This is a genomic window from Shumkonia mesophila (assembly GCF_026163695.1).
GTDB lineage: Bacteria > Pseudomonadota > Alphaproteobacteria > Rhodospirillales > Shumkoniaceae > Shumkonia > Shumkonia mesophila.
The window spans coordinates 17050-35236 of the sequence record NZ_JAOTID010000003.1 but is presented as its reverse complement, the minus strand read 5'-3'; the positions used below and the strand labels follow the sequence as shown (position 1 = coordinate 35236).

Genomic DNA, 18187 nt, shown 5'->3' with positions numbered 1-18187 from the left:
GCAACGGCCTACTTGCCGAACGGGACGAACTCGTAATCCCTGGCCACCTGAAGCATCTCAGAAGGCATCTCCGCGCGGAGATCGGGCGGACTGGTGCGGCCGTCGGCCGGCTGCTTCATGTAGACCTTGGGGTCATAGGGACCGAACTGACTCACGTTCTTTGCCGTAAACAAGCCCTTGTTGTACATGACGCCGTCCGACCCGAGCGCCACTTCCCGGATGTAGACGTTCTCGATCGCCGCGTTGTAGTCGTCGAGCTTCACCGGTCCCCGCGGTTCGTCGCTCATGTCCACGCTACGCATGGCCGCGACCAGGGCTGCCTTGTCGGCTACGTCTCCCTTGCGGGCCTCGATGGCCCGGAGGATGAGCTCCATGGACCCGTAAGCGAACTCCGAGGCCGCCGACGGGCTGTGGTTCCAGCGCTTCTTGAACGCATCCCGGAACTTGTTCCAGTTGGGCGTGTTCAAGTCGTCGGCGGTCAGATGCGCCGAATATGCGCCAACGATCTCCTGGGGCATGGAATCGAGATCCGGCTTCTCGAAAGTGTTGGACTGGCCGAACAGCGGAATCCGTTTCTGCATGCCGAATTCCACGTATTGCTTGACGAACGCCACGGCGTCGGACCCGGCGCCATTGTAGAGGACGGCGTCATACTTCTCACCGAGGGGGATCGACGCGATGATCGAGGAGTAGTCGGAGGTGGGAACCGCATGCCAAACGGTCTTCACCTCGACGCCGCCACCCCGCAGGAAGCCGCGCTTGAAGCCACCCGCTTGGTTGTAGGGGTAAGAGTAGTCCTCCCCGATCATGTAGATCTTCTTGATGCCTTTGACCTTTGCCAGCCAATATCCGAACACATCCATGGGCTGCGCGCCGGTCCAGGTCGGCCGCACGATAAAGGGGTACCACTCCCGCATGGTCGAATCCTCGGAGGCCGAGTACATGGGCACCACCGGGATCTTCTTGTCTTTCATATAGGCCCCGACCGAAAGACCTTCGTCTCCGGAAACGAGGCCGGTGATCACATCGACCTTATCCTGCTCGACGAGTTGTTTCGCCTTGGTGACCGCCAACTCGTTGTCGAGCTGGTCGTCCGCGTAAATGATCTTGATGGTCTTTCCGGCGACCTTGTAGTCCCTTTGCTCCAGCGCCAAGACGGCACCCTCCTTCTGGAGCTGTCCGAACGAAGCGAACGCTCCGGTGAAAGCGCTGAGCATCCCGATGGTAACGGTCCCGTCGGCAGCGAAAGCCGCCGCGGGCGTCGCGATGATGCCTGCCGCGACGAGCGGTGCGAACGTCTTCTTGATCGCGTCGTGACTAATCATGTTAATCCTCCTCTGCCCTTGACAGCCTGCGCCGCACCTTCGGCGCAGTCGAAAGCGCTTCCGCGTGATCGCTCTCCGCCACCCCGCGGAATCTTCGCCGTTTAGCGCTTATTTTCTCCCACACTCCCAGGATCCCATTCGGCGCAACGAGGATCACCACCACGAACACGATTCCGATCACGGTGTTGTAACGGGGCGTAAGCTGACTGATGATGACGTCGAGCCAAACCGCGATCACGGCTCCGAGAACCGGGCCCCAGAAATACCGCGCGCCACCCAGGATGACGACCAGCAGGATCCAGATCGTCCGGCTGAGCTGGAGCGCCGTCGGGGTGACGATTCCGGAAGACCACGCGGCAAGAATTCCACCAACCCCGGCATAGAGCGCGGCGATCACGAACGCCATCACCCGCAGCCAGAAGACCGGGTATCCCAGCGCGCTCATGCGCCGGGGACTTTCCCGGATTCCATTCAATGCCAGCCCGAAAGGCGACTCGACAAGCCGCCAAAGGAGGAGCAGCCCGAGACCAAAAAGTACCAGTGACATCCAGTAGAACGTCGCGTTCTGGGTCAGATCGAGACCGAAGACGGAAGGCGGCTGGATGCCCCGGATGCCTGCCCATCCATGCAACACGCTGGTGTTCTGGCGGGCGAAGGACCAGCAAATCTGACCCAGCGCCAGGGTGAGCATGAGAAACACAATTCCGTGGGTGCGCATGACGACCAGCCCGAAGAGGAGCGCGGTCGCGGCGACGAGGCCGAGACCGGCCAGTTCGGGGATCGGGAACGGGAGGCCGCGTTCGGCACCGAGAAGTCCCACGACATAGCCGCTGATACCGAAAAAGGCGGTCTGCGTGAGGCTGATCATCCCTCCCTGGCCCAGCAGGAAGCCAACGCTCAAGGCCAGGAAGCCGAAATAGATCGTACGGATGAAAGTGGTCAGCGTGTACTGGTCCCCATAGGCCGGAAGCGCCACCAGGGCAACGATGAGAGTGCCCCCCGCTATCAGTTTGGCCCCCCGGAAGGTGTCACGTTGGACCGCGCTTCCCGTCATACTCGCCTCCCAAAGAGACCTTCGGGACGAACGGCGAGCACGATAGCCATGGGCACGAACACCAGGAACATCGACATCTGGGGAGCGTAGGCCAGACTGAAAGACAGAATCTGGCCGAGAATCAGCGAGCTCACCACGGCGCCCATCAGGCTGCCCAGGCCGCCGACGATCACGACCACCAGCGAATACGTAAGGATCGTCGTATCTTCTCCAGGGCTTAGCTGAAGGTAGGTGCCTCCGAGAACGCCGGCGATGCCGCCCAGGAAAGCCGAAAGCATGAACATCAGCGAATAAACCGTGTCGATGCGCACGCCCAGTGCGCTGACGATTTCGCGATCGTCCACGCTTGCCCGCACCGCGATGCCAAAACGGGTACGATAGAGAATGAGCCACAGCAGAAGGGCGATCAGCACGCTGATGCCCATCAGGACGTAGCGGAACCCCGGATAGGTGATCCCGAAAATGGTGACGGGCATGCTGATGGCCGCAGGGGCGCGGATCGAGAGTGAATGTCCGCCCCAGACGGCCAGCGCGACGTCCGCGATGATCATGGAAAGGGCGATCGTAAGAAGCGTCTGCGAGAGATCGCCGCCCTCCCGGACACGCGCCAGCATGCCCCGCTCAAGCAGGAGGCCAAGCAGCGCGATGGAAAGCCCGGCCGCCACCACGGCCGCCGTCCAGCTGCCCGTGAGTCTGAGGGTGGCGAGGCCCAGGTAACCGCCCAGCAGATAGAATGCGCCGTGGCTCATGTTGACGATGCGCATGAGTCCGAAGGCCAGGGTGAGCCCACTGCCAAGGACGAAGAAAATCGCTCCTTGCGTGAGTCCATTGAGCACCAGGATCACATAGCGCGCATCCATGGATTCGCCTTCGTGGCCGGCACCGGCACACAGCACTTACGTTTCAGCGACGCGATCTGTAGTGAGTCTGAGTCCCGGAAAATTCTTTTTTTTGAGGTTCCGGTTCTCGCATTCCCTGTGTCTAGTTTCTCGGAATACTGTAGGACCGCTTGACAGCCCCGCCAAGATCAAGAAAAGTCGAAATTGGGTAAAATTGGGTAATTGGCATGGGAAATTTGCAGATTCCTGCTGTCTGGAATCGGATCGAGGTTGGGGTCGGACAGTTCACGCCGGGCCCGTACCGCAGCGGTGACGTCGTCCTGCCGGCCATTCGCCGCGCCCCCGGCCTGTCCGTCGAACTATCCGGCCTGATGCCCAACCGCGACCATAACGGCGACCTTCTGCAGGCGGTCGAACGCATGCCCCATTGCCTACCGGGCGAATGCCCGGTGATCGGCATTCTCGCCGCCGACCCGTTCCTGCGCATCGACCAGCTGGCCGACCGGCTGGCGGAAAAGGGCTATCGGAACCTCGCAAACCTGCCCAGCGTGACCCAGTACGGCGTCACCTTCCGGACGATCCTCAACGACCTCGATGTCGGGCCGGCGCGCGAGATCAAGGTGCTTGGGGAGTTCGCCCGACTCGGCTTCGCCGTCTCCGTCGCCATCGCCCACATCGACGATGTCGCGGTAGCGCTTGCCCTCGCCCCGGCCTGCCTGTTCGTCGTTCCCAGCTTCGACCTGTGGCGTGACCAAAAGCTCGATCCCGACGGCCTGCTCGCGTTATGCGGCCAAGTAACGGAGGGCCGCCGGCGAGCCTCGCCCGAAACCCCAGTCGTCCTGTTCGCCGACCGCATGGCAATTTCCCAAACCCAGGCACACGACGCCGGGGCCGATGGCATCCTCGAGGACTCATGCGACGCTCAGCGCTGCCCGGTGAGGCGGTAGCGCCGGATCTTGTTGTAGAGGGTTTTCCGGGAGATCCCCAGAAACGCGGCCGTGCGGCCGCGATGGAAGCCGTGGCGCCACAGGGCGTCAAGCACGATGTCGCGCTCGGAGGCAACGCGGCGCCCCCGCTCGGTCTCCCCGGACAGCAGGCGCCGCACAGCCTCCTCGTCGACCCGTCCTCCGGCGTGATGGGACACCAGTTTGGCGGCGAACGCCCGCAGTTCGGGCAGGTTGCCCGGCCAGTCGTGGCGCCGCAGCCGACGCATGGCCGAGGGCGACAGAACGGGCCGTTGTGCCGGCTCGCCGTCGGTCAGGCGGAAGATGGCGCCGTCGAGCAGTTCCTCGATGTCCTCGGACCGGTCCCTCAGCGATGGCAGGTGAATCTCGTGACCCTCGACCTGTTGCGCCAAGCCCGGGTCGATGTGCCCTTCGGCAATCAGCCCCTCCAGCGGCGCGTCGGCGATGAACAGCAGGCGCTTGCCCCATTGCAGCGAACGCCTCCCGCCGATCGGCGTGAAGCGGCCGCGCTCCATATAGACGGCGATGCGCGCCTGCATCTTAAGCGGAATGCGATCGATGCCGCGCACGGCGATCGAGGCAATGTCGTCGCGTGCAGCCAGGCCGGTCAGCGAGCTGCCGCTCTGCACCGCGCCGCGCCCGAACAGGGAAATCATCACCTGCTGGCCCGACGTCTCGCCGGCATCGATCACGGCCAGCGTCTTGGGGTCGCCCCCCGACAGGGTATGCAGGGCCTCGACGGTGGTCTGGCGGCCGGTCCCGCGCGCCCCCGAGACCAGCATCGATTCGTTGGAGCCGCTGAAATGGCGGATCGTTTCATAGACGCGGATCATCGCCTGCGAGGTGCCGGCAAGACCGATCCGATGGCCGAAGGAGATGAGGTCGCCCTCCTCGTGGCTGAGCACACGGGCCAGAACCGCCGCCGATTTGAAGCGCAGCGTCTGGCCGGCGACGGACTCGGCCAGCGGCAGGCGGTCGATGGTCGAGCCGCCGACGTAGCCGTGAATGCGCGCCACCCGGCAGATGGTCGCCAGGTGGTCAGGGTCTTCGATGGGGCCGCCCTCGAGAACGAAGAATGCCTCCGGGTTCTCCCGGGTGACGATCCGGGACATTTCTCGGGAATGAGCCGCCGCCTCCTCGACGCTGATTTCGCTGGCCAACCCCTTGGCTCCCCCGGCATTCCAGCCGAAATTGAAACAGATGATGTCGACCCCCAAGGCAGCGGCGGCGCGCGCCTGCTCGCCGGTCCGCACGTGGGCCAGAGTGCTGAGGCCGCGGGCATGGGCGGCGGCAAACAGGGCCAATTCCTTGGAAAAGCCGATCCCGACGGCGTCGAGGGCGGCCCGGACTGGGGCCGGATAATGGGCCACCGTCGGAAAATTGACGACGCCGGCAAACCCCAGTTCGGCGATCTGGTCGGCCAGTTCCTCGACCGACAGGCCCGGGTCCAGGGTCGAGGCCCCGAAATAGACCGGGACCGAGCACTGGCTCAGCAGTTCCGCCGGAGCGAACGACTTGACGAACTGGTTGGAATCGCGGATCGGCAGCATGCAGGCCACCGACGCCGCCCCCATGATGCGGAAGCGCCCGGCGTTGAGCGCCAGCACGAAGTCGGCGCCGCCCTGCTCTGCCGCCTGTCCGAAGATCCCGGCGCCGATCGCCGCGCCGACCAGAAACTCGCCGCGATCCCGCGCCTCGGCGAAATGCTTGCGGATCCTCAATCGTGGCGTATCGGTTGCGGATCCCATCGAAGGGTGCTTTCTCGGCATGGCCAAGGAACGGCGGCAAAACGACCGGATACCGGGGGCCCGCCCGTAGCGGCTGGTATTGGCTGTGGTGGCGGGTCGCTGACGGCAATGGAAATCAATGTAAGGGAACGATCGCCGCACGCCAATAGACGTGACGTGAGACCGAAGTTTCCTCCAGAGTGATCTTGATGCCCAATGCGGGCGGCGATGGCAAGACGGACGGAATGCGCGAAGCGGCGCGATGTTTTCTGGCTCGAAAGGCGAAGCCCCACGGCTTTCGCCTGCGGGGCTTTTTTTACGATTTGATTTGGTTGCGGGGGCTCGCAACCAACTGTCCCGAAATTTTTGTTACACTCCGGAAAACCCGGATTTCAGCCGCCTTTAAAGAGGGTGAGGTTTAGAGCTGCGCTGTCGCTTGCGTCACCCTGACGATGTTGCAGAGACATGCGGATGGCAGCATCCCAACTCAAAGCCGACATAATCCGTACACCCTGTCCGATCCCGGCGTCACACCGCAACGCAAGCCATGGCCGTGTGGTGTCACGGTCCCGTTGAAACGGGTATGCCAACAGGGTTCCCCATTGAGAATGAGGAATCGAAGGTGGACAGGTCTGTGCCGACTGGAATGCTCTGAAAATAAAGATCCGGCCGCACCGCGGGTCCCCGCGCTTCTCAGGTTCGGAGAGCGAGCGTGCTCAGGAAGCCGTCATGAATGAGAATTCTCGTCGCCGCCAAGGGCGCCGGGTTGCGGGCAACCTCACCCGGCCCTCAATGCATCCAGAAAATGTCGCCAATCCCACGGCGTCAGATCGTGGACTCCGGGGCGCAGGTGCCAAGCCAGCGGCCCGGCCCGCAGGACTTGGCCGGGGAGCAGCGCGCCATCCGCGTCGGGGAGTTCGGGAATTGGCGTCCCGCCGCCGATTCGCCAGAATGGCAGCGCGGCCTTGAGGGCGAGGTATTCGCCCCTGGGGTCGGCCCACAAGTCGTCGGCGGCCGAAGCGACGTAAAGCCCGCGAGGCGCGACGCAGGCCAGGAGCTGGTGCTGGTCAACCGGCAACCGCGTGGCTTGGGCGGGGCAGGCGGGGGCCAGCCAATGCGGGTAGCGCGCCGTCAGGTGGGCAAGCGTCTCGCCGAAATCGCGCCGCGACAGCTTGGTGCCGGCGCACCCCGCGTCGTTGATCAGGACGTGGCCGACCCGTTCGTCGTTCGCCGCCGCCCACAGCGCCGCCTTGCCGAGCCGCGAATGGCCGAACAAGGCGATGCGACTGGCGTCGATGTCCGGCAGACGGGTCAAGGCGTCGACCAGGCGCGACATCGTCCATGCCCACAGCGAAATCGCTCCGGGCCGCTGCGGACCGTCCTCCGGCAACAGGAACGGCCATAGGCCCGATTCCCGCCAGCGGTCGAGATGGTCCGGCACCCACTCCCCGTACCCGGAGAGCAGGAGGGCGAACCCCGCTCCCGTGATGAGGGGGATCGGCGAGCGGTCGGCGTGGCAGCCGCGGGTGGCCTCGGTCGGCCGGCCGTCGCGTACGCCGTGGTTGGCGAAGCCATCGATGAAGGCGTCATCGCATACAGCCACCGCCGGGGAGGGCGTCGCCCCGGCGGCGCCGAGAAAGGCGAGACCGGCGATGACCGGGACCGGCCGGGCGGAATCGGGACGCCACAGCGTCAATCGCCGCGCGAAATGACGGCCCCGGCAGATCAGCGCGACATCGATCTCTTCGGTGCGTACCCCGGGAAACTCGGGCGGAAGTTCGCGGCGGCCGATTTCCAGGACATCGGGCGGCGGCGGAATGGCACCATACATCATCCGCGCGAACGCGCCCAGCAGCCATGCCCGGCATCGCCGGCGGTCTTCGGCCGTGGAGACGGGCGTCCCGTCCGATCCCCGCATGAGATCCGGCAGGTCGACCGGGCCGACCCGGGATTCGTCGTAGTTGGTGGGAATCATGGCGCGTCGGCGGCTTTTTTCATCACGGGACCCGAATTTCGCCTTCCCGCGTCCACCGGGAAGGATCGACCGTGCGGCCTTCGGCCCCAACGATGGCCGAGGCATGGCAGACGACGGTTCCGTAGTCAGGGTCTTCAAACACGATGTCGGCGGCCGCCCACCTCAGCTCCAATCGCCGCATGCGGGTCGCGAAGCCGGCAAGGTCGGCGTCACGGGAAGTATCCGAAAGCCGCACGATCCAATGGCCGTGGCGTCCCGCGAGGCGTACCTCGCAGCCGGCGCTCGGCCCCCTTTCGATCTGCTCGATCGGGCCGCTGGCGGCAAGCAGGGCGAACGCCTCTCCGGCCCGCAGCCAGAGCCGGTTGTCCTCGGCGATCACCTCATCGAAGGCGGCCTGGGGCACGTAGGCGTGCGTGAAGTCAGGCGTGTCGGGGTGGGTGTCGAAGACGAGGACGGCGAGCGCCCGGTACTGGTGCACCCTCGGCAGGGTTCCGCAGCCCCCCCAGAATGACGGCCGGCCGAACCCGCCTTGCAGTGTCTCGCCGGGATGGTTGATCCACACCTGCGCCTCCGGCCGTTCGCCCAAGCGCAGGTGCAGGACGGTTTCCTGATAGCCCCAGCCGCCGGGCTTGTAGGCGGCCACGCTGCCGATCGCGAAATGGCGGGTCTTGTAGTGGTAGAGAGAGGCAAATCCCCCCTCGCCCTGGCGGAAGCACCATTCCCGCGCGCCGTCCTCCGCGAACACGGCAATATCGCGCAGGTTTTCGTCGGGGCGCCAACCGTGATCGCGGATGCACAGCGCCAGCAGCGGCAGCGCATGGAAGCGCCGTCCCAAGCCTCCATGCCCCCAGACGAGGCGGCCGATCGCCGTGACCTCGAGCGTACGGGCGGGCCTGAGCGAATGGTCGTAGCTGCGTCCCTGGGACGCCGTGAGAATGCCGCGGTGGCAAGAGGCGGCAACGATGGCCAGCAGCCGCCGGATGGCCCGCTCCGCCCGCTCCCTGATGTCGGCCTCGGGGGAAAGTGCCAGCAGTGCGGCAAGACCCTTGAGATCGATCGGGAAATAGGGGGCGGAGTTCCATTCCGCCATTTCGCAGGCCTCGAAGTGATCGAACCATCGCCGCACCCGCTCGGCGCCGATGTGCCGCTGCGCGCTTCCCAGGCGGCCCGACCGGGTGAAGCGGGCCTCGGGGAACAGCGTTCCGGCGAGGTGGCAGGCGGCGTGGAACAGCAGCGCGTGATTCTCGCTGAAGTACCACATGACGTCGTTGCCGGGTTCGTCCATCCAATAGCGGAAGCCGAGGATGGCATCATCGACACGCGCCCGGGTTTCACGCCCGATGCCGTCGCCCCATCGCATGCGCGCCCACAGCAGCGGCACCAGAAGGAAATCGGCGCAATCGTGGCAGTCGGCGATGGCGGGAAGGCACGCCTCGATCATGGCGTCGGTTTCGGGTCCGCGGCGCCCGGTGGCAACTCGAGCAAGGGCGCACACCGTATCGGGCTCGGCGTTCAGGGCGACATGGTCGAGGGCTTCCTCCACGCGCAACGGCAGTGACCCCGGTGGCGCGGGCGTCGGCGGGGCAATCTCGACCCCGAGGGCGCGAGACGCCGTCACCTCGCCGGCCCGCAGGGTAATCCGGAACGTCCGGAAATCGGCCGGCAGCTTGTCGACCGACGCCACCACCACTTCGTCTTGGCCGTCTTCCAGGTGCCGTTCCAGATGTGTCGCCTCGGCTGAAATGAAGTCGCCCGTGACCGTGATCCCGACCTCGAAGGGCCGCGAAGAGGGGCGGGCGAACCGCAGGACGACCTCGCCCGCCTCGTACCATGGGCGGTCGAAGTGCACGCCGTCGAGCAGGGCCTCCATCTCGCGGACGGCCTCCGGTTCGATCGGCACGCGGAGGCCGGCGGCAACGCCCTCCCCTTCCAGGATCTGCAGCGAGAAGAAATAGCGCGCATCGCGTTCGCAGAGATCGGCGAACCAGACGGTGATCTCGGTTTCCCCGGCTGGCAGCGGCAGGTCGAAGTCGACGCCCTCTTCCCAGTTGCGCCGGTAAGGCGCCAGCCAGGCGACCTCCCGGCCGTCGGCGAACAACATGGCCGCGCCGCAGGTCGTCAGGCGGAAGCGGCACGCCTGATCGTGATCGGCGACGAGGCACGTTCGCGCCCATGTTTCGACCCGTGTGGGGCGGAACCAGAAGCCGGAGAGATCCACCCGCGTGGCGCCGAAAGGAAACCACCAGTGGCCAGGCGTGAAATGGCTTCTGGGTTCGGGTCGCCGTTCCCGGTGGACGGCGGCGAAGGCGCGCCGGCAGGGATATTCGTGGGGAATGTAATTGCGCTCGCCGGTGAGGAAGAAGCCGGCGTCCATCGAGCCCTCCATCGGTTCGTCCGGGACGTCGAAGCGTTCCTCCCGCGTCGCCGAGAGCTGCCAACGGTCGACGGTGCGGCCGGGGGCAAGAGTGGTGACGAGGCGAGGCATTACGCGGTCTCCAAATGCCGTACGGCCTCGGCGAGAAGGAGCACGGCAAGGGCCTGGCCGTAGGCGGTCGGGCGCATGGGGATGTCGCGGTAGAATTGCAGGTCGCGACCCATGCGGGTGCCGTAGCTGACCCCTTGCACAATCCCGTCACCGTCGATCCGGGCCAGTACGTAGGCGAGGCCCCTGAGGCCGGCCTCCCGGAACCGCGGTTCCACCAGGCCGAGGCGCGCCGCCTTGAGGAAACCATAGGCGATACCGGCGGTGGCCGAGGTCTCAAGGCAGGACGAGGGATCATCGAGCAGCGTGTGCCAGCCGCCACTTTCGTCCTGGAGTGCGGCAAGAGCGTTCATTTGGGCAGCTAGGCATTCCAACAGAAAATCGCGCACCCCGCCTTGCAGGTTCAGGATGTCAAGGAAATCCAGGATGCCGGCAGTAATCCAGGCATTGCCGCGGGCCCAGCGGGCGCGGGCGAAATGGTGCCGGCCGGCAAACGTCCAGCCGTGGAACCACAGGCCGGTCTCGGTATCCGTCAGGTACCTGGCGTGGAGGAGGAATTGCCGGACCGCCTCCTCGGCCAAGTCGTGCCGGCCGCTTGCCCGTCCATAGGCGGCAAGGGGCAACACCAGCATGAACAGGGTATCGTCCCACAGCTCGCCGGCATTCACGCCGTCCGAGACGATGTGCTGGAAGCCGGCCTCCGGGGTGCGCGGCAAGTCGGCCATCACGTGATCGGCCCATGCGGCGAGAGCCGGTTGCCAGCGGGCATCGGCCGTCCGCGCCCACAACAGGGCCAGGGCCAGCATCGGCGCGCTGGTATTGACGTTGATCGGCGGCAGACCGGTGGCGAGGCGGAGAGCATACCAATCCTCGATCAGGCGGCGCAGGGCGTCGTCGCCACGAAACTCCCAAAGGCGGAACAGGCCGTAGAGACCGACCCCTTGCGGCCACTCCCAGCTTGTAAAGCCGACGTAGTCGCCGGGTGATCCATCGAGATTCGGTTCGTCGATCCGGCCGTCGCCCTTGAGGCCGGTCATGCCGGTGACCAGAAGATCGAGTTTCCGAAGGACGTCGGCGGATCCCCGGTTCATCCATCCATTCCGATCAGATCGAAAGTCTCGAAGCTGACCACGACCTCGTAGTCGCCGTCCGGATTGGGATACTTGACGCGCACGGCCGCGCGGGCGGCATCGTAGATCCAGCCGTCGTCGGCGGCCGCCCATTTCCTGCGGTCGAGAAACTGCGGGATGCGCCGGCCGGCGACGGAAACCCAGTAGGCGCCCTTCCGCTCGTTGACGACGTCGAGGACCATGGTCTTGATGGAGGAGGCATAACGCCCCCGCCGAGCGAACGTCAGGATCGTGCGCGCCCCGGCCCTCAGGTCGACACGGGTTTCCAGGAACGCGCTGTCTTCGTAGGCGTTGGAGACGCCGTCGTCCTCGTAAAGGGTGAAGGAAGCGTCGCGGCCGGGCGTGACGATCCACTCGAGGGTGGCGGCCTCGTCATCCCGTCTCAGGCTGGCGAGGCCGGGTGCCGTCGGCACGATGGCGCCGTCGCGGATGAACAGTGGAATCGACGCAAGGTCGACGTCGAGCGTGATCTCCTGGCCTCCGGCGTAGCGCCGGCGGTCGGCCCAGTCGAACCAGTCGCAGCCGGCCGGCAGGTAAAGGGTGCGCGTCTTCGCTCCCTCCTCCACCACATTGGCGACCAGGATCGAGGGCCCGAATATGAAGGAGATATCCTCGCCGTCGCACCGCGGGTCTTGCTGGAACGCGTAGACGACAGGGCACATGATGGGTGCGCCCGTTACGTGCGCCTGGCGCATCAGCGAGTAAAGGTAGGGAATGAGGCTGTAGCGCAGCCCGATCGCCTGGCGAATGAGAGACGTGTAGGGCTCGCCATACATCCACGGCTCGGTCACCGTGTTGTCGGAGTTGGCCGAGTGGATCACGAAGTGCGGCTGGAAGATGCCGTTCTGCACCCAGCGCACCAGCAGTTCCGGTCCCGGCCTGGGCCCCGCGAAACCGGCCGTGTCGCAGCCCTGGTTGGCGACGCCGGAAAGCCCCATGCCGAGGATGGTGGCGATGTTGAAGCGTAGCGTGTTGAAGGATGTAAAGTTGTCGCCTGCCCAGGTCTGGGCGTAGCGCTGGATGCCGGCGCCGCCCGACCGGCAGAGGACGTAGGGCCTCTCGGCGGGACGCGATTCCCGCAACGCCAGGTGCGAGGTCATCGCCATCAGGTTGGCCTGGATGTTGCGCACAGCCCCGGCCGGTTTTTCCGCGCCGTCTCCGTGGCAGCGTGCCAAGCGGTCGGTCAGGTCGTACTCGCAGTTGTCGTTCCAGATGGACGAAACGCCTTTGGAAGCCAGGGCGCCGATGATGAAATTCTTCCAGACCTCGCGTCCCTTGGGATGGGTGAAGTCGACGAACGAGCCGGGGCCACCCCACCAGCGGTCGACGTAGGGCTTGTCCTCATGGGGGTTGCGGATGAAGCCGCCGGCCTTGGCGAAATCGTCGTATTGGGGGTGATCGAGCAGGATACCCGGCTTGATGTTGGGCGACACCGGCACGCCCAGTTCGTTCATGCGCGCGAAGAAGGCATCCGGGTCCTTGAAGCGCGCGGCGTTCCAGGTGAAAACATAGCGCTTGTTGCCCGGGCCTACGGTATAACCGGACGAAAGCTGGAAGCCGTCGATGGGGATTCCCTCTTCCCGGGTTTTCTCGATGAAACCGATGATGGCCTCGTCGCAGTCCTTTTCCAGTTCGACGTAATACATGGTCGAGCCGAGATGGCCGAGCGAGGCCCGGGTCGGCATGACCGTCTTGCCGGTGAGGTCGGTGTAGCGTTCGACCACCTCGGCGATGGTGGGCCCGTTGATGAAGAAGACATCGAGATCGCCGCCCTCGGCGCAATAGCTGGTGTAGCGGGGCCAGTAGCCGCTGATCTCGCTGCCCATGTCGAACTCGGCATCCCAGGCGTTGTGGTAGAAGAGGCCCGAGGCGCGGCGACCGGCCCCCTCCAGGCGGATGTAAAAGGGGATGTGCTTGTAGAGGCAGCTGGTGTGCTCGGCGTCGTAGCCGATAGCGTCCTTGGGACTGAGCCGTACGCGCCGGCCGGCCTTGTCGAGCGGGCCTGTTGTTTCGCCGAATCCGTAGTAACGGTCGCCCTCGCCCCGTTCCTTGTAGTGCCACACCCGCCCCAGATGGTCCTGAACGAACGTGCGCCCCCGCAGGTCGGCGTGCAGCCGGCGGTCTTCGAGGTCGCGGATCTCGATGCCGAAGGGGTCCTTGAAGACGATGAGCCGCAGGCTTTTCGTCGTGAAAACCAAGCGCTCGCCTTCGTCTTGCGGTTCCGGCATCAGGGGCTCGACCCGCCGCCGCTCGCGGGCGAGCAGCGTGTCGAGGCGGTCCTCCCAGGCGGTGAGGACCAAGGTGTAAGACTCCTCGGCGAACGCGCGGTCGAACGAGGCCCGAATGCGCACGATGTCGTCGGTAAGGAAATGCAGGCGCACCGTCGGACCATCGGTTTCCAGCGTGTGGAAGCCGGCGCCGACCTTGACGCCGGTCATGCGATTGGCGGCAGTCATCGCTTTCCCTTTCCGAATGCGCGCTCTTCCTCGATCGCTTCGCGGCCGGCAAGTTCGCCGGTGTGCTGGACGACGGGGCCGAGCGGCACGACCGCGCCGTCGCGGGCGAACAGGGCGGCGCGATCCAGAGGCACGGTCAGATCATGGACGCAGCCGCCCGCGAATTCCTCGCCGCTCTCGAAATCGTACCACCGCCCGCGCGGCAGGTAGACCGAAACCCTCCCTCCCGGCCGCACCACCGGGGCGGCCAGCAGGTCGGGGCCCAGCATGTACTGCCCGTCGAAGGCCCATGCCGCGCGATCGTCGGGAAAGGCCAGCGCCATGGCGCGCATGACCGGCAGGCCGGTGGTGGCGGCGGCGGCCACCGTTTCTTCGAGGTACGGCAGCAGGCGGTAGCGGAATTCCAGCCATTGGCGCGAGATGCGCTCGGCCTCGTCGCCAAAATACCAAGGCTCACGCGGACCGATGCCGTGGATGCGGGTGTGCGAGGCAAGCACGCCCGCCTGGATCCACCGCACGTAGAGTTCCGGATCGGGCGGGCCGGCGTAAAAGCCGCCGATGTCATGGGCATAATAAGGCACGCCGGAGAGGCCCCACGAAAGGCCGCCGCGAATGCTGGCAGCCAACCCTTCCCAGTCGGTCTGCGGATCGCCGCCCCACTGGATGGGGCAGGTCTGGCTGCCGGTCCACCCCGAGCGGCCCCACACCAGGCCGTCTTGCCCGAAGCGTTCGCGCGTCGCCCGATAGGTGCAGCGGTTATAGAGCAGCGGATAGACGTTGTGCAGGCGGCGCCCGCTGTCACCGTTGTGGGCGACGGCGTCATCCGGCACCTGCTCGCCGAAATCGGTCTTCATGACGTCGATGCCGGAAACGAACAGCTTTTCGTGACTGGCGGCGAACCAGGCCTCCGCGTCGGGATGCGTGAAGTCGACGATGCCGCTTTCCGGCAGGGGCGTCAGCACCGCCCCGAAAGGCGACATGTCCCACTGGTAACGATAGGCTTGGCCGTTCTGGTTCTTCAGCAGCCATCCCTTGGCAGCCAGTTCGTCGAACAAGGGATTCTTGACGGAAACCAGCGGGTACTCCCAGGCGCAGATGCGAAAGCCCATCGCCTTAAGGGCAGAAGTGAAGGCCTTGGGGTCGGGATAGCGGCTGGCATCCCACTCGAAGCCGAAGCGGGTGTCGACGGCGAGCCAAGCCCGACCGTCGAGGGTAAAGACATCGCAAGGGATGCGGCGAGTCCGGATCTCGCGCGCCACCTCCATCGCTTCTTCCGCCGTCTTGTAATAGGCCCGGCTTATCCAAACGCCGAGACTCCAGCGCGGCACCTCCGGCGCGGCGCCCGTCAGCGCGCGAAAACGTTCAAGAATGGCGGCCGGGGTGTTGGCGGAGATGAGGAACAGGTCCATCACCGCGTCTTCCACTTCCAGCACGTAGGAGCGGTGCGACCACGGGGCGTAGCCGACACCATGGGTGACGGTGGCCGGCGTGTGGACGAGCAGCCCCCACCCCTCGGGCGACCAGGCGAACGGCACGTTCTTGTAGGAAATCTCGGCATTGACCCCGAGCGCATCCTCGTTGCGGCTGACGACAAGCTGGCCGCGACGGTCGAGCGGTCCCCACTTTTCGCCAAGGCCGTAGACGGGCTCACCGCTGCGCAGGTCGATGGAAACAAGCCAGCCGTCCCCGGTACGGCCGAAAGGCGGCAGCCGGAAGCGGCGGACGAAATGACCGTCCGTTGCCGAGCGCATGAGAACGCGGCCGGCTCGCGAAAGTGTGAAATTCAGCGGATCCTGGGCCAGTTCGAGCGTCAGGTCGCCGGCCCGCAACCGGACCGTCGCTTCTGCCGCCTCGACGGCCATGGGAATGGGCGCGGGTGCCGGGGCCAGCAAGCCGTAATCGGCGCCGCTTGCCGGACCGAAGCGCAGGCGGAATACGCCCTCGGCATACGCGGTGACCTCCAGGGGACCCAGATCCGTCTCAAAGGCGGCGACGCCTGCATGGGTTTTGCCGCAAGTTGCCCGCGCGACCGTGCGGAGGGACTTGAATTCGATCATCGCGGAACCGCCGCTGCTTTGGCGCCCGCGCGCGGCAGGGCCGTGCCGTCGGCATCGAACAGATAGGTCTGGTGCGGCGGAAAATTCATGGCGATCTCGTCGTTCCGACGGGCTTCGGTCTGGCCCGACGCATGGATGACGATCTTATGGTCTCCCTGAAGCATGCAATAGAGGTAGGACTCCCCGCCCAGCTGTTCGGAGACGGTGACGACGGCACGGAATGGTGCGCCTCCGGCCGTCTCGTGGCGGATGTGTTCCGGCCGGATGCCCAACGTCATCTCCTGGCCCGGGGAAAGACGCCCACCATCGAACGGCAACTCGATTTCGGCGATGCCAGCGACCTCGACCATGACATTGCCGGGGGCGGCTTTCAGGAATCGGGCCGGCAGGAAATTCATCTTGGGCGAGCCGATGAAGCCGGCGACGAAGCGGTTAGCGGGGTGGTTGTAGAGATCCAGCGGGCGACCCACTTGCTCGACCCTGCCGTCACGCAGCACGACGATCTTGTCGGCCAGTGTCATCGCCTCGACCTGGTCGTGGGTGACATAGATCATGGTCGCCGCCAACCGGTTGTGGAGGCTCGCCAGTTCGGCCCGCATCAGCACGCGAAGCTCGGCATCCAGGTTGCTGAGCGGCTCGTCCAACAGGAAGATCCGGGGCTTGCGCACGATCGCCCGGCCGATCGCCACCCGCTGGCGCTGGCCGCCGGACAGCGCCTTCGGCTTACGATTCAGATATTCCTCGATGCGCAGCAGGCGTGCCGCCTCGCGCACGCGCTGGTCGATCTCCGGCCGCGGCACGCGGGTGTTCTCCAGCCCGAAGGCCATATTCTGGTAGACGCTCATGTGCGGATAAAGGGCGTAGGACTGGAAGACCATGGCCAGTCCCCGCTCGGCAGCCGAGACGTCGTTGACGATGGCGCCGTCGATCTCGACGGTGCCGCTGGTCACCTTTTCCAGGCCGGCCACCATGCGCAGCAGCGTCGACTTCCCGCAGCCGGATGGACCGACGAAGACCACGAACTCACCGTCGACCACCTCGAGGTCGACGTCGTGGATGACATGCGTTCCGCCGAACCTCTTGTTGACCTTGTTCAAGCGAAGCGTTGCCATCACTTCATTCCCGTGCTGGCGATGCCGGTGGTTATGAACTTCTGAAGGAATGCGAAGACGAGGGTGATCGGCAGCAGCGTGACGACCGTCATGGCCAGCACGAAGTGCCATTGCACCTGGAGCTCGCCTTGGAAGGCATTGAGGCCTACCTGCAGGGTGTAGACCTCGTTGCGCGTGAGGATGATGAGCGGCCAAAGGAAGTCGTTCCACCGCCACATGATCGAGAAAATGGCCAGCACGGCGATCGCCGGCAGCGAAAGCGGCACGATGAGGCGCCAATAGATCTGCCATTCGCTGGCGTTGTCCATGCGGGCGGCGTCGATAAGTTCGTCGGGGATGGTCAGCATGTATTGGCGCAACAGGAAGACTCCGGTCGGCGTCGCCGCGCCCGGCAGGATGACGCCCCACAGGCTGTTCACCATACCCAACTGGGTGGCGACCAGATAGACCGGCACCATGATCACCGTAATCGGGATCATCAGCGTGCCGATGATGAAAATGAGGATCGAGGTGCGGCCCCTGAACTCGTATTTGCTGAGGCCGAAGGCGGCCATGCTGTTGACGACAAGGGTGATGAACGTCGCCACCGTCGTCACGACGATGGAGTTCCACAGATAGCTCATGAAGTTGAACTGCTTGAGCGGCGTCACGTAATTTTCCCACGCGAAGGCAAGGCTCCTGATCGGGGTGCGGTCTTCGAACTTCACGCGGATGGTCTGGTCGGGCTGTTTGGGATCGACCATCTGCGAGACGATGCCGATGCGGCGTACCTGGGCCATCGGCTTCTTCGAGCCGTCCGGCAGCGTCACCTCGAACAGCGGCAGGGGATCCTTGTAACCCTCGACCATCACCTGCTCCTGCGAGTAGGGCAGGAAGCTGGGCGGAAATTCGACCAGGCCGGCCTGCGTCTTGAACGACGACATGAGGAGCCACACCACCGGGCCGAACATCATGAGGACGCCGAGCATGAGGTAGACGTAAGACAGAATGTCCGTGGGATGCCAGCCTCGGCCGTCACGCCGGCGGGTCAGGAATGCGAGGGTGCGGTTCATCTTGGCGCTCCTC

The 18187-nt window shown here is 65.2% G+C and carries 12 protein-coding genes; 1 reads left to right on the top strand and 11 read right to left on the bottom strand.

Features of this window, described 5'->3' with window-relative positions:
• Positions 1-8: 8 nt before the first annotated feature.
• Genes ODR01_RS06825 through ODR01_RS06815 form a run of 3 tightly spaced genes read right to left on the bottom strand, consistent with a single transcriptional unit; the run spans position 9 to position 3239 of the window.
• Positions 9-1325: an ABC transporter substrate-binding protein gene (locus ODR01_RS06825; protein ID WP_316976877.1), complete on the bottom strand. Its 1317-nt coding sequence runs from the start codon at positions 1323-1325 to the stop codon at positions 9-11.
• Position 1326: 1 nt separating this feature from the next.
• Complete coding sequence (locus ODR01_RS06820) at positions 1327-2379, bottom strand: branched-chain amino acid ABC transporter permease (protein ID WP_316976876.1); 1053 nt, start codon at positions 2377-2379, stop codon at positions 1327-1329.
• Positions 2376-3239 (bottom strand): branched-chain amino acid ABC transporter permease, encoded by an 864-nt coding sequence (locus tag ODR01_RS06815; protein ID WP_316976875.1) that lies wholly within the window; start codon positions 3237-3239, stop codon positions 2376-2378. The genes ODR01_RS06820 and ODR01_RS06815 overlap by 4 nt, the downstream gene beginning before the upstream one ends.
• A 206-nt stretch (positions 3240-3445) precedes the next feature.
• Here ODR01_RS06815 and ODR01_RS06810 point away from each other — a divergent pair, with 206 nt between their 5' ends.
• On the top strand, positions 3446-4165 hold the full coding sequence (locus tag ODR01_RS06810; RefSeq protein WP_316976874.1) for a phosphoenolpyruvate hydrolase family protein: 720 nt from the start codon (positions 3446-3448) through the stop codon (positions 4163-4165).
• On the opposite strand, the gene ODR01_RS06805 is transcribed toward ODR01_RS06810, so the two are convergent.
• The 8 genes from ODR01_RS06805 to ODR01_RS06770 form a co-directional block, all read right to left on the bottom strand.
• Positions 4141-5931: a phosphoenolpyruvate hydrolase family protein gene (locus ODR01_RS06805; RefSeq protein ID WP_316976873.1), complete on the bottom strand. Its 1791-nt coding sequence runs from the start codon at positions 5929-5931 to the stop codon at positions 4141-4143. The genes ODR01_RS06810 and ODR01_RS06805 overlap by 25 nt on opposite strands.
• A gap of 757 nt (positions 5932-6688) precedes the next feature.
• Positions 6689-7885 carry an alpha/beta hydrolase gene (locus tag ODR01_RS06800; RefSeq protein ID WP_316976872.1) on the bottom strand — a complete coding sequence of 399 codons (1197 nt, stop codon included), beginning with the start codon at positions 7883-7885 and terminating at the stop codon, positions 6689-6691.
• Positions 7886-7907: 22 nt separating this feature from the next.
• Positions 7908-10370: a hypothetical protein gene (locus ODR01_RS06795; protein ID WP_316976871.1), complete on the bottom strand. Its 2463-nt coding sequence runs from the start codon at positions 10368-10370 to the stop codon at positions 7908-7910.
• On the bottom strand, positions 10370-11458 hold the full coding sequence (bglB, locus tag ODR01_RS06790; RefSeq protein WP_316976870.1) for a beta-galactosidase BglB: 1089 nt from the start codon (positions 11456-11458) through the stop codon (positions 10370-10372). The genes ODR01_RS06795 and bglB overlap by 1 nt, the downstream gene beginning before the upstream one ends.
• Positions 11455-13953, bottom strand: coding sequence for a glycoside hydrolase family 31 protein (locus tag ODR01_RS06785; RefSeq protein ID WP_316976869.1), 2499 nt, complete (start codon positions 13951-13953; stop codon positions 11455-11457). The genes bglB and ODR01_RS06785 overlap by 4 nt, the downstream gene beginning before the upstream one ends.
• Positions 13950-16010, bottom strand: coding sequence for a glycoside hydrolase family 31 protein (locus ODR01_RS06780; RefSeq protein WP_316976868.1), 2061 nt, complete (start codon positions 16008-16010; stop codon positions 13950-13952). The genes ODR01_RS06785 and ODR01_RS06780 overlap by 4 nt, the downstream gene beginning before the upstream one ends.
• A complete protein-coding gene (locus ODR01_RS06775; RefSeq protein ID WP_316976867.1) occupies positions 16007-17122 on the bottom strand; it encodes an ABC transporter ATP-binding protein in 1116 nt (371 codons plus the stop codon). Before ODR01_RS06775 ends, ODR01_RS06780 begins: the two co-directional genes overlap by 4 nt.
• Complete coding sequence (locus ODR01_RS06770) at positions 17122-18174, bottom strand: carbohydrate ABC transporter permease (protein WP_316976866.1); 1053 nt, start codon at positions 18172-18174, stop codon at positions 17122-17124. Before ODR01_RS06770 ends, ODR01_RS06775 begins: the two co-directional genes overlap by 1 nt.
• Positions 18175-18187: the final 13 nt, after the last annotated feature.